This is a genomic window from Lentibacter sp. (genome assembly GCF_965657785.1).
Taxonomy (GTDB): Bacteria; Pseudomonadota; Alphaproteobacteria; order Rhodobacterales; family Rhodobacteraceae; genus Lentibacter.
In genome coordinates, this window is sequence record NZ_CBFHPP010000002.1 from 2,151 (window position 1) to 14,649 (window position 12,499).

The 12,499-nt window shown below is 60.3% G+C and carries 11 protein-coding genes; 8 read left to right on the forward strand and 3 right to left on the reverse strand.

The window, feature by feature from the left end; genetic code table 11:
• Positions 1–89 precede the first annotated feature (89 nt).
• On the reverse strand, positions 90–332 hold the full coding sequence (locus ACTF58_RS01215) for an exodeoxyribonuclease VII small subunit (RefSeq protein WP_438990137.1): 243 nt from the start codon (positions 330–332) through the stop codon (positions 90–92).
• 84 nt (positions 333–416) lie between these two features.
• Here ACTF58_RS01215 and ACTF58_RS01220 point away from each other — a divergent pair, with 84 nt between their 5' ends.
• The gene (locus ACTF58_RS01220; protein ID WP_438990138.1) at positions 417–1,385 is read left to right on the forward strand and encodes a phosphotransferase; all 969 of its coding nucleotides are present in this window, start codon (positions 417–419) and stop codon (positions 1,383–1,385) included.
• Between the two features lie 107 nt (positions 1,386–1,492).
• Positions 1,493–1,819, forward strand: coding sequence for a hypothetical protein (locus tag ACTF58_RS01225; RefSeq protein WP_438990139.1), 327 nt, complete (start codon positions 1,493–1,495; stop codon positions 1,817–1,819).
• A 7-nt stretch (positions 1,820–1,826) separates the two neighbouring features.
• Here the strand turns inward: ACTF58_RS01225 and mutS are convergent, their stop codons facing one another.
• Positions 1,827–4,433, reverse strand: a complete 2,607-nt coding sequence (gene mutS / locus ACTF58_RS01230; RefSeq protein WP_438990364.1) for a DNA mismatch repair protein MutS — start codon at positions 4,431–4,433, stop codon at positions 1,827–1,829.
• Positions 4,434–4,609: 176 nt separating this feature from the next.
• Between mutS and ACTF58_RS01235 the strand changes: the two genes are divergently transcribed.
• Positions 4,610–6,865 (forward strand): NADP-dependent malic enzyme, encoded by a 2,256-nt coding sequence (locus tag ACTF58_RS01235; protein WP_438990140.1) that lies wholly within the window; start codon positions 4,610–4,612, stop codon positions 6,863–6,865.
• Positions 6,866–6,868: 3 nt separating this feature from the next.
• Positions 6,869–7,738 carry a ribokinase gene (locus ACTF58_RS01240; protein ID WP_438990141.1) on the forward strand — a complete coding sequence of 290 codons (870 nt, stop codon included), beginning with the start codon at positions 6,869–6,871 and terminating at the stop codon, positions 7,736–7,738.
• Positions 7,739–7,823: 85 nt separating this feature from the next.
• On the opposite strand, the gene msrA is transcribed toward ACTF58_RS01240, so the two are convergent.
• Positions 7,824–8,474, reverse strand: a complete 651-nt coding sequence (gene msrA / locus ACTF58_RS01245; protein ID WP_438990142.1) for a peptide-methionine (S)-S-oxide reductase MsrA — start codon at positions 8,472–8,474, stop codon at positions 7,824–7,826.
• Positions 8,475–8,583: 109 nt separating this feature from the next.
• On the opposite strand from msrA, the gene ACTF58_RS01250 reads away from it, so the two are divergent.
• The 4 genes from ACTF58_RS01250 to ACTF58_RS01265 all read left to right on the forward strand — a co-directional run bounded on the left by ACTF58_RS01250 (position 8,584) and on the right by ACTF58_RS01265 (position 12,094).
• Positions 8,584–9,489: a D-amino acid aminotransferase gene (locus tag ACTF58_RS01250; protein ID WP_438990143.1), complete on the forward strand. Its 906-nt coding sequence runs from the start codon at positions 8,584–8,586 to the stop codon at positions 9,487–9,489.
• Positions 9,486–10,202: an HAD family hydrolase gene (locus tag ACTF58_RS01255; RefSeq protein WP_438990144.1), complete on the forward strand. Its 717-nt coding sequence runs from the start codon at positions 9,486–9,488 to the stop codon at positions 10,200–10,202. Before ACTF58_RS01250 ends, ACTF58_RS01255 begins: the two co-directional genes overlap by 4 nt.
• Positions 10,203–10,323: 121 nt before the next feature.
• On the forward strand, positions 10,324–10,911 hold the full coding sequence (locus tag ACTF58_RS01260; protein WP_438990145.1) for a dimethylsulfonioproprionate lyase family protein: 588 nt from the start codon (positions 10,324–10,326) through the stop codon (positions 10,909–10,911).
• 145 nt (positions 10,912–11,056) lie between these two features.
• Positions 11,057–12,094, forward strand: coding sequence for a fatty acid desaturase (locus ACTF58_RS01265; protein WP_438990146.1), 1,038 nt, complete (start codon positions 11,057–11,059; stop codon positions 12,092–12,094).
• Positions 12,095–12,499: the final 405 nt, after the last annotated feature.

Sequence of the window (12,499 nt, forward strand, 5' to 3'; positions counted from 1 at the left end):
GTCGCGACTTCGCCGCTTCAAAAAGCTCTCCCGGCGCGTGCCGCATCAGGCTCTGCGCCCGCCTCAGCGCCGCCTCAAAGCCCAGTGGTTCAATCAACGTCAAGCGGCTTTGTCCCCGTCGGGTTGCCTTCGCTGTCCAGCGTGATCGCGGCGACTTTTTCTTCCGCATCCTTAAGCTTGCCTTCGCAATGCTTCTTCAAAAGCGCGCCGCGCTCATAGAGCTTGATGCTGTCATCCAAGGGCACATCGCCCCGCTCAAGCTGGCCCACAACTTTCTCAAGTTCGGCCATCGCCGCCTCAAAGCTCATCTCGGTAACAGGTGTCTCGCTCATGCGTCTCTCCAGCTCAATTTCCCCGACCATACAGGCGCTTCGTTTGGGGTTCAATTCACAACCGCCCGCGCATATGCTCATCCCATGACAGTGGTTGAGACGAGTAACATTGAGCTTTTCCCCGAAGCGGCCCGCGCCGCTTTGGACAAGCTCACCCATGTCACATCCATCGCTCTTGAGGGCCACGCCTATAGCATCGGCGCGGCGCTGCACCTCGTGCCAAACCGTCACGCCGTGTTTCAAGGCCGCTTTCAGGGGCAGGAGGCCGTGTTCCGCCTCGCGCTCTCTCCCGAGGCGCAGAAAACAGCCGCGCAAGAATGGGACGAGCTGGCCCGCGTCTGGCCCTATATGAACACACCCCCCCTCACGGTTCAGGCCCCGCTCTTTCACGCTCCCGAAGCGGGCCTCACAATCACCGCGCTCGCCAAGGGCGAAGGCCTGCTCACAGCGCTCTGGCGTCTGCCCCCTGAAGAGCGCGCCGCCCCCATAGCGCTCTCGGCGGACTGGCTCTACAAGTTCACCGCGCCAAGCATCGAGGCACGCCCGCCCAATCGCCGCCCATGGCGCAGCTGGGCCGAAAAAGCCGCCGAACAACAGCCGCACGACAGCCTGCGCGCCGTTGAGGCCCGCGTGCTTCAAAAGATGAAAAAGCTCTATCGTCAGATCGACTTTCCCGAATGGCGCGTCGCGCTGGCCCATGGTGATTTTCACCTCAACAATCTCTTCTGGGACGGCGAAGCGCTCACAGGCATAGACCTCGGCGCAACCAATCACGCGCCACTCTACAAAGACATCGCCCGCGCGCTCGTTCATATGGCGCGCCGCGGGATGCTTCCGTCCGGAGCGCGCCGCTTCGGTGTTGATGCCGCCGCCTTTGAGGCCTTCGCACAGCGCTTTCAACTGTCCGACCAAGAAGAAAACGGCTTCCTGCCCTACTTCATCTGCTTTGAAACCCTGATCAAAGTCGAACACCCCGATATGCCCCAAGCGCGGCTCAACCACGCGCTCGCCATGTCCGATGCGCTCTTGACGGATCTCAAACAGATCGCCTAGCAGGGGCAGCCCCGCTTATTGAGCCAGATCAGAGCCAGGAACACATAGTGATATTACAATACGTTCTGTGGGCCGCTTCGCCCACGCAGTATCACTTGGAGAAACACATGAGACTAATCAAAACACTCGCCTTGGCTGCGGCGCTTATCGGTCCCGCTACTTTTTCGTCTGCGCTAGAGCTTCAGGGCCTCCCGATTTTGAGCGATGGAACCAACGCCCAAACCCTGCAAAACGATCAAGGCATCCACAAGGTAAACGCCTGCGGCTATACGTTCCACATCCGCACTCATGACGCTCTCAACAATTACAATCGCATGAAGCCAAGGCTCGAGGCCAAAGGCGGCTACGTCTACTACCACACCAATATCTCGGGCAAACGCTACTGCGTCTGCGGTTGGGGTATGTATGAACACCTGACAGGAAAAGAGTTTTAAGCCAGCGTTACGCGTCCAGCCTAGCCTTCAAGTCATACAAGACTTGAAGCGCCTCGCGCGGGGTCAGCTCGTCGGGGAAGATTTCAGCCAAAGCCCCCTCGACTTCGCTCGCTTTCGCCTTCACGGGCGCAGGCGCAGGTGCGGCACTAAACAGCGGCAAATCGTCAATAACCGCCTTTGCAGAGCCTTCCCGCTCGCCCTTCTCCAACGCATCCAGCACAACCCGCGCCCGCGCAATCACGCTCTCGGGCAGCCCCGCAAGCTTGGCAACCTGCACGCCATAAGAGCGGTCTGCAACGCCCTTGCGTACCTCATGCAAAAAGATGATGTCGCCCTCCCACTCCTTCACCATGACAGTGGCGTTGGAGCAGCGTTCAAGCTTGTCAGAGAGCTGCGTCATCTCGTGATAATGCGTCGCAAAAAGCGCGCGGCAGCTGTTGCTTTCGTGCAAATGCTCCAGCGTCGCCCAAGCAATCGAGAGGCCATCATAGGTCGCCGTGCCGCGCCCGATCTCGTCCAAGATAACAAGCGCGCGCTCGTCTGCTTGGTTCAAGATCGCAGCGGTTTCCACCATCTCGACCATGAATGTCGAGCGCCCCCGCGCCAGATCATCAGACGCGCCGACACGACTGAAAAGCTGGCTCACAATCCCGACACGCGCCGCCACAGCAGGCACATAACTCCCCATCTGCGCCAAAACAGCAATCAGCGCATTCTGGCGCAAGAAGGTCGATTTACCCGCCATGTTCGGCCCCGTCAAAAGCCAAAGCTGGTCGTCTTCGGCCAGTGCACAGTCATTGGGCACAAAGCTCGCGCCACCCTGCCGCCGCAAGGCGTGCTCCACAACGGGGTGGCGCCCTTGGCTGATCTCAAGCGCGTGGCTCATGTCCACAGTCGGTCGCGCCCAGTCTTCCTCGCGCGCGATGCTCGCCAAGCCAAGCGCAAGGTCAACTTCGGCCAGCGCCCCGGTGGCCGCAAAGACAGCCTCCTGCTCCGCCAGAATAGCGCCGCGCAGCTCGCCAAAAATCCGCAGTTCGATTTCGGTCGCGCGTCCGCCCGCATTGAGGATCCGCGTTTCCATCTCGCTCAATTCAGGCGTGGTAAAGCGCACCTGATTGGCCGTGGTCTGGCGGTGCTTAAAGCGCTCGTTGAGCGGCGCGCCCAGCATCTTCTCCGCATGGGTCGACGTGACTTCAATAAAATAGCCGAGCACATTGTTGTGCTTGATCTTGAGCGCGGCAATCCCCGTATCGGCAGCATACTCCGCCTGCATCTTGGCAATCACGCCGCGCCCCTCGTCGCGCAAGGCGCGGCTGGCGTCGAGCTCTTCGTCATAGCCGCTCGCTACAAACCCGCCATCGCGGGCAAACAAAGGCGGCTCCGCCACAAGCGCCGCATCTAGAAGATCAACAAGTGCATCATGCCCCAAAAGCTTTTCACCCGCCTCTTTCAAAAGCACCGGAAGCTTAAGTTGCGCCATATTAGAGCCTATATCGCCCGCTTTCGCGAGGCCGTTGCGAATGCTCGCCAAGTCTCTCGGCCCGCCGCGCTCAAGCCCCAGCCTTGAAAGCGCGCGCTCCATATCTGGCACATGGCGCAGGCTGTCGCGCGTCTCGGCCAGAAACCCTGTGTCAGCCAGCCCAAAGCTCACAGCATCGAGCCGTGCCGCAATCTCGGCCACATCACACGAGGGAGAAGACACCCGCCGCTCCAAAAGCCGCGCGCCTTGAGCTGTCAACGTGCGGTCAATCGCGCCCAAAAGCGAGCCAGCGCGCGCCCCCTGCATGGAGCGCGTCAGCTCAAGATTGCGCCGCGTCGCCGCATCAATCTGCATGACCCGCCCCGCCACTTCGCGCACGGGTGCCGCCAAAAGCGGCAGCTTCCCCTTCTGGGTGATCTCCAGATAATCAAGCACAGCCCCCAGCGCCGAAACTTCAGCGCGCGAAAACTGGCCAAAGGCCTCCAGCGTCTCGACTTCAAAAAAAGCACAGAGCCGCTTTTGAGCACCCTCGCTGTCAAAGCTCGCCTTGCCCAGCTCGCTCACAGCGACGCCTTGCTCCTCCGCCAGCGGCGCAAGCTCGTTAAACTGCGCATCGGCAAAGACAATTTCGCTCGGCGCAAGCCGCGCCAGCTCTGGCCCAAGCCGCACACGGCTCAGCTCCATGACCCGAAAGTCGCCTGTCGACATATCAAGCCACGCCAGCCCCGCCGCGTCCCTGATCTCGACATAAGCCGCCAGAAAATTGTTGCGCCGCGCCTCCAAAAGGCTGTCTTCTGTCAGCGTGCCGGGCGTCACAAGTCGCACAACATCGCGCCGCACAACTGACTTATAGCCGCGCTTCTTGGCCTCTTCAGGGCTTTCCAGCTGTTCGCACACAGCCACACGAAAGCCCTTGCGAATAAGCGTCAAAAGATAGTTCTCCGCCGCATGATGGGGCACACCACACATGGCAATATCCTCACCCTCGTGCTTGCCCCGCTTCGTGAGCGCAATATCAAGCGCCTCGGCCGCCGCCACAGCATCGTCAAAGAACATCTCGTAAAAGTCGCCCATGCGATAAAACAAGAGCGCCTCGGGGTAATTCCCCTTAATCTCGAGATACTGCGCCATCATTGGCGTCACAGTTGGCTTGGCAGCGCTCACAGGCTCATCCCCCCGAATGGTTGCGGCCAAACTAATCCGCCCAGCGCCCGCGCGAAAGCCGAAAGTCTGAATTCATTTGAGAGAAGCGCCGACAAAGGCTATGACTGCCCGACCCCATCTTAATCCACCACTGAAACAGGCCCAATATGACCAAGCAGAAGATCTCCCGCGAAGACGCCCTTGCCTTTCACCTTGAGCCAACACCTGGCAAATGGGAGGTGCAGGCCACTGTCCCTATGACAACCCAGCGGGATCTTTCTCTTGCATATTCTCCGGGCGTTGCCGTCCCCTGCGAAGACATCGCCGCCAACCCAGAGCTGGCCTATGACTACACCAACAAAGGCAATCTCGTCGCCGTGATCTCCAACGGCACAGCCGTCCTCGGCCTCGGCAATCTCGGCGCGCTCGGCTCCAAGCCCGTGATGGAGGGCAAGGCCGTGCTTTTCAAACGCTTCGCTGACGTAAACTCGATTGACCTTGAACTTGACACAGAAGACCCCGACGAGTTCATCAACGCCGTCCGCCTCATGGGTCCGACCTTCGGCGGCATCAACCTCGAAGACATCAAAGCCCCCGAATGCTTTATCATCGAGCAGACCCTCAAAGAACAGATGGATATCCCCGTCTTCCACGACGACCAACACGGCACAGCCGTGATCTGCGCCGCCGGCCTGCTCAACGCCCTCCAGATTTCGGGCAAGAAAATCGAAGACGTCAAGATCGTCGTCAACGGCGCGGGCGCAGCAGGCATTGCTTGTATCGAGCTGATCAAAGTCATGGGCGCGCGTCACGACAACTGCATCCTCTGTGACACCAAAGGCGTGATCTATCAGGGCCGCACCGAAGGCATGAACCAGTGGAAATCCGCCCACGCCGCCAACACGCCTGCGCGCACTCTGGCCGAAGCCATGGATGGCGCCGATGTCTTCCTCGGCGTCTCCGCCAAAGGCGCGGTCACGCAAGAGATGGTCGCCTCCATGGGCAAAAACGCAGTCATCTTCGCCATGGCCAACCCCGACCCCGAGATCACCCCGGAAGAGGCCCACGCCGTGCGCGAAGACGTGATCGTCGCCACAGGCCGCTCGGATTATCCCAATCAGGTGAACAACGTCCTCGGCTTCCCCTATCTCTTCCGCGGCGCGCTCGATATCCACGCCCGCGCCATCAACGACGAAATGAAAATCGCCTGCGCCGAAGCGCTCGCCAAACTGGCCCGCGAAGATGTCCCCGATGAGGTCGCCATGGCCTATGGCAAAAAGCTCAGCTTCGGCCGCGACTACATCATCCCGACACCCTTTGATCCGCGCCTGATCTATGTGATCCCCCCCGCCGTCGCCAAGGCAGGCATGGACACAGGCGTCGCCCGCCGCCCGATCATTGATATGGACGCCTATGAGGCCTCCCTCAAATCGCGGATGGATCCGACAGCTTCGATCCTGCGCAGCCTCAACGCCCGCGCCCGTCAAAATCAGGCGACAATGATCTTCGCCGAGGGCGATGATCCCCGCGTGCTGCGCGCCGCCGTCCAATATCAGCGCTCTGGCATGGGCCGTGCCCTCGTCGTTGGCCGTGAGGATGATGTCAAAACCAAGCTCACAGCAGAAGGCATGGCCGACGCCGTCGGCGAGCTCGAAATCGTCAACGCCGCCAATTCGCCCCACTTGGCAGACTACAAGGCATTCCTCTACAAGCGCCTCCAGCGTCAGGGGTTTGACCGCCACGATGTCCACCGCCTCGCCGCGCGCGACCGTCACGTCTTCGCCGCACTGATGCTCGCCCACGGCCACGGCGAAGGCCTCATCACAGGTGCCACCCGCAAGTCGGCCCACGTCATGCAGCGCATCAACATGGTGTTTGACGCAAGCGCCGAAGCAGGCGCCGTCGGCGTCACAGCCCTCCTGCACAAAGGCCGCATTGTCCTTGTCGGCGATACGCTCGTCCACGAATGGCCCGACGAGCAAGACCTCGCCACAATCGCCGAGCGCTCCGCCGATGTCGCCCGCCACTTGGGCCTTGAGCCGCGCGTCGCATTCGTCAGCTTCTCCACATTCGGCTACCCGCGCTCCGAGCGCGCCGAAAAGATGCACAAGGCACCAAGCGTTCTAGAAGCCCGTGGCGCGGATTTCGAGTATGAAGGCGAGATGACAGTCGATGTCGCCCTGAATGCTCAAGCGCAAAAAAGCTACCCCTTCTCGCGCCTCACAGGTCCGGCCAATATCCTGGTTGTCCCCGCGCGCCACTCCGCCTCCATCAGCACAAAGCTGATGCAGGAAATGGCAGGCGCAACCGTGATCGGCCCGATCCTCGCTGGCATTGATGAAAGCATCCAGATCTGCTCCACCGTCTCGACAGTGAATGACATCCTGAACATGGCCGTGCTCGCTGCCTGCAAGGTCGGCTAGGCCATGACGCTCTTCTGCCTCGGCTCGATCAACCTTGACCACGTCTACGAGGTCCCTCACCTCCCCGCGCCGGGCGAAACCCTCCTCGCCAAGAGCCACAGCACAGGCCTCGGCGGCAAGGGCGCAAACCAGTCTGTCGCCGCCGCCCAAGCGGGCGCGCGCGTGGTGCACATCGGCGCCGTCGGCCCCGATGGCGCTTGGGCCACCTCGCGCCTCAAAGCCCTCGGCGTCGACACCACCCATATCGCCGAGGTCACAGCCCCCACGGCCCACGCCATCATCACTGTCGATCCAAAGGGCGAAAACGCCATAACCGTCTTCCCCGGCGCCAATATAAAACAGTCTCTAACAAGGCTAAAAGCGGCCCTACTCACCGCAAAACGCGGCGATATGCTTCTCCTCCAAAACGAGACCAATCTCGCGCTGGAAGCGGCCACACTCGCCCGCAGCCTTGGCCTCACGGTCCTCTACTCCGCCGCGCCCTTTCATGCCGAGACGACCAAGACGCTCCTGCCGCTCACCGATATTCTCATCCTCAACGCCGTTGAGATGAAACAACTCTCCAAGGCGACAAACACAGCCGGTCTGCCCCCCGAAACGATCGTCGTCACCGAAGGCGCAAAAGGCGGCTACGCCCTCACATCCAAAGGCAAAACACGCTTCCCCGCCTTCCCCGTCACAGCGCTCGACACAACAGGCGCAGGTGACACCTTCACAGGCTATCTCGCCGCCGCCCTCCACGAGGGCCAAAGCCTGCAAGACGCCCTCCACCTCGCCGCAGCGGCGTCAGCCCTCAAAGTCACAAAAAGAGGCACTGCCGATGCCATTCCCCCCCGCGCCGAGGTCGAAGCCTTCCTAAAAGCGCAAGCCTGATCAGCCGTTCTTTTTGCCTGAAATATCCCGGGGAGCGCGAGGGGCAGCGCCCCTCGCCTTGGTCGGATTTGCAAAGCAAATTCGATTATCCCGCAAAAGGCGCCGCCGCGCCCCAAAGGGCCTTCACTCTGGCATCCCGCCCACAGGCCTTGCGGTAAAACTTATAGGCGCTCGCCTTAGACTTCGGCCCCGCCCGCGTCAGCACAAGATCCGAACTCTTGTAATAATCCTGATGATAGTCCTCCGCAGGGTAAAACCCGTTCAGCGGCAAAATCTTGGTGACAATCTTGCGCCCCAAATCCGCCTCCGCTGCGCTCACAGCCGCCTCGGCAGCGGCCTTTTGCTCGGCCCCGTCGTGAAACAAAGCCGTCTTATACGCAGGCCCACGGTCACAAAACTGCCCGCCCGCATCCGTCGGATCAATCGAGCGCATAAACTTGTGCAAAATCTCGTCGCGGCTGATCATGCCCGCATCAAAAGTGATCTTCACCACCTCATAATGCCCCGTATGGTCCTTATATGTCGGGTTTGTCGATGTCCCGCCCGCAAAGCCCGACACAGCCTCAATCACACCCGGCACAGCCTCAAAGTCGGACTCCACACACCAGAAACACCCGCCAGCCACAACAATCTCCTCACGCGGCCCCGCATGGGCCATCACCGCCTGCATCACAACCGCCAGCGCAATACACACCGCCAGCATCAAAGCCTTCATTTCTCTCACACAGCACATCATAGCTTTCACTCCTGCTAAAGATGCCTCGACCCTAGCGCCTAATCACTCCCCTGTAGACAGCCCTCACAGAGAGGTTACTACTGGTCTCCGAAACGTGAGAGGCCGAAACATGAGTGACAAAATAACAACCCACGCCGCCGAAGAAGATGCACGCAACGAAGAGATCCTGATCTGGCTCAACGGCCGCTGCGTGCCCAAAGCCGAGGCGCTGGTCAGTGTCTATGACAGCGGTTTCATGCTCGGCGATGGCGTCTGGGAAGGCCTGCGCCTTTACAACGGCCAATGGGCCTTCTGGGATGAACATTTTGACAGGCTCTTTGAGGCCGCCAAAGCGATTGATCTAGAGATCGGCATGACCCGTGAAGAGCTCTCTTCCGCCTTGTTAGAGACACAACAAGCCAATGGCATGACCACAGACGCCCACGCCCGCCTCATGATCACGCGCGGCGTCAAAACCCGCCCCTTCCAGCATCCCTCGCTCAGCCGCCAGGGCCCGACCATCACAATCATCATGGAGCACTCCCAGCCCAAAATCCCGCGCCCGATCCGTCTCGCCACGGTCCCCCACCAGCGCGGCCTCCCCATGACGCAGGATCCCAAGCTCAACTCCCATTCCAAGCTCAACTGCATCCTCGCCTGTATCGCCGCCGAAAAGGCTGGCGCCGACGAAGCCCTCATGCTCGATGTCCACGGTTTCGTAAACACAACCAACGCCTGCAACTTCTTTATCGTGCGCAAAGGCGCCGTTTGGACAAGCACAGGCGACTACTGCATGAACGGCATCACCCGCCAGAAAGTGATCGATCTGTGCCGCGCCAACGATATCCCCGTGTTCGAGCGCAATTACAGCCTCGTTGACACCTACGGCGCCGATGAAGCCTTCCTCACAGGCACATTCGGCGCACAAACCCCGGTGAGCGAAATCGACGGCCGCCCCATTGGCACAGGCGAAATGGGCCCTGTCACACAGCGCATCCGCGCACTCTACAAAGCGCTGATCGAGGCCCGCGCATGACCAAAATCGCAATGTGGTCAGGCCCGCGCAACCTCTCGACCGCGCTCATGTATAGCTTCGGCAACCGCGCCGATTTCGCTGTGGTCGATGAGCCCTTCTATGCCCATTACCTGCGCGAAACGGGCCTCACACACCCCATGCGCGAAGAGGTCCTCGCATCCCAGCCACAAGACGCAGATCAGGTCATTCAGTCTCTAACAAAGGCCAATGCGAAACATTTCTACCAAAAGCATATGTGCCAACATATGCTGCCCACCGTCCCGCGCGACTGGATGCTCAGCGTCAAAAACGTCTTTTTGATCCGCCATCCCGCCCGCGTCATAGCCAGCTTCGGCGCAAAATATGAAGGCTTCGGCCTTGCCGATATCGGCTTCTCCCAACAGCTCGAGCTGTTTGAAAGGCTCCGCGCCAAGGGCCATAACCCTCTTGTCATCGACAGCGCCGATATCCGCACAGCCCCCGAAGCCATGCTCAAAAAGCTCTGCGCCGCGCTCGACCTTTCCTTTGATCGCGCCATGCTCCACTGGCCCAAAGGCGGTCACGCCTCCGACGGCATCTGGGCGTCGCATTGGTATAATGCGGTCCACGCCTCCACAGGTTTCGCTGGCCCCGAGGGGCCGCTCCCCGTGATGGAAACGGCCAAACAGAAAGACCTCCTCGCCGCCGCCCTGCCCGTTTACGACAAGCTCGCCCGTCACAAACTGCCTCTTTAAGGAGCTGTTACGCCTGTTTAGAGACTGTTCTGATGCGCCCCGCCAAAGTGTCGCAAACCGCAAAGACAGTCTCACGGCGAAGTCTAGCCTCTGGACAACCACGCCAACACAGGATGCCCCCATGTCCCTTCAAGAGCTGTTCCTCAAACTCGCCGATGCCCTAGACGGCCCCAAGCCCATAGAACACGCCGGCGCGACCGCCCTGCGCCAAGCCGCCCCACAGGCCCGCCCGCAGACCAAGTCAACACCCCTGCCGCCCGCTGTGCTCAAGGTCATGTCAGCCCCCGATGCTCACCCCGTCTGCGCCCTCATAGCCCAGACCCCGTTTGACTGGACCCCGCCCCATACCTCGACAGACCCCGCCTACATCGCTCACAGCACAGCCAAGGTCCATGTCGAACTCGTCGGGCCAGAAGGCCTCGCGCCAAGCGAAACGGTGCGCCTCGGCCTCTACGGCATAGGGCCAAACTTCGAATATGGCCTGCGCACCCACGCGGCCGAAGAAATCTTCGTCATGCTCGCTGGCGAAGCCGACTGGATGCGCGGCGATGCCCCCTACGCGCCCCTGCGCACAGGCGGTCGCGCCCACCACCCCTTCATGCTCCCGCACGCCACGCGCACAGGCGCCGAAGCCTTCATGTCGCTCTACATCTGGCATGGCGATGTCGCCACATCGAGCTACGTCTACCAAGGCCTCCCCAAGGCCTGATCACGCCCAAAACGGACAACAGCGCCAAAATCTGCCCCCAAAAAGCTACTTTTCAGCGCAGTATTGCCAAAAAAACCATATTTGCCCTTCCCTCAGGGCCACGTTGCTTTATGCGTTTCCTGAACCATAAATAAGACAGAGACGTATGAATATCGCATCCGCCTTCCCGACCGAGCAGACAGCCAAAGCCAAATCCGCCAAAGACTGGGTGTCCACCCTCGCCAAATTCCGCGAGCCCAATGCCGCACGCAGCAATTTCGAGCTGGTGGTGACGGCCCTGCCGTTCCTCGCCCTCTGGGCGCTGGCTTGGGCCTCCCTCTCGGTCAGTTACTGGCTCACACTGGCGCTCTCGGTGCCGATCGCCATGTTCCTGTTACGCCTGTTCACAATCCAGCACGACTGCGGCCATGGCTCGCTCTTCAAAAATCGCACCGCAAGCGATTGGGTCGGCCGCGTCATCGGCGTGGTAACACTGACGCCCTATGACGTGTGGCGCCGCACCCATGCCATTCACCATTCCTCCCATGGCAATCTGGCAAAGCGCGGCATAGGCGATATCGTCACCCTCACAGTCGCCGAATATCAGGCCCTCTCACCGCTCTGGAAGCTCCAATACCGCGCCTATCGCAATCCGTTCTTCCTCTTCGGTTTCGTCCCGGCCTACCTCTTCTTCATTCAGCAACGCTTCCCCGTCGGCCTCTCAAAAACACCCAAATACTGGGTGTCGTCCATGCTGACCAATCTGGCGATTCTCGCGATTCTCGGCACGCTCTACGCTTTCGGCGGCTGGGCACCGATCCTGCTGATCTTTGTGCCCTCAACCCTCCTCGCCGCAACAGCGGGAATGTGGCTCTTCTACGTTCAGCACCAGTTCGAAGAGACAACATGGGACCACAACGAAAACTGGGACCTGCACGACGCCGCCCTCTATGGCAGCTCACATTATATTCTGCCCGCATGGATCAACTGGTTCAGCGCCAACATCGGCATCCACCATGTGCATCACCTCTACGCGCGTATCCCGTTTTACCGCCTGCCAGAAGTCCTGCGTGAAAACGTGGAGCTCGCCGAGATCAACCGCATGACAATCCGCGAAAGCCTCGCCTCGGTGCGGATGCACCTCTGGGACGAAGACGGCAAACGCCTGCTCTCCTTCCGTCAGGCCCGCGCGCTCACAGCCTAGGCTCAGGGCCATTCATCTTGCATTACCCGCGCCTTTGATGACGTGAAATCAGCGGTTCCGGGTGCGCAAATAAGGCTAGACTCCTTTTCAAGCGGTTAGAGCCGCTGCGACGCAGAGCCACAGGCGCCCATCGGGTTCGGCAAAGGGTCTGGCAAAATTAATCAGTCCTGTCCCGAGGCTTCGCCTGTCTTTTTCTTTCCCTAAATATCCCGGGGGTCTGGGGGCTGGCCCCCAGCGGGTCGTATTTTCGCAAAGCGAAAATGCGATCTTTCGTCCGCCCCCAAACGTCGGGTGCGGCCCCGAAGGACCGCGCGCTGCTGTCACACTCCGATAAGCGCACGCCACATTAACTTAATTTCTGTTAACACATACCCTGTCGGGGCGGTGCACGCATGGTGCACGCAT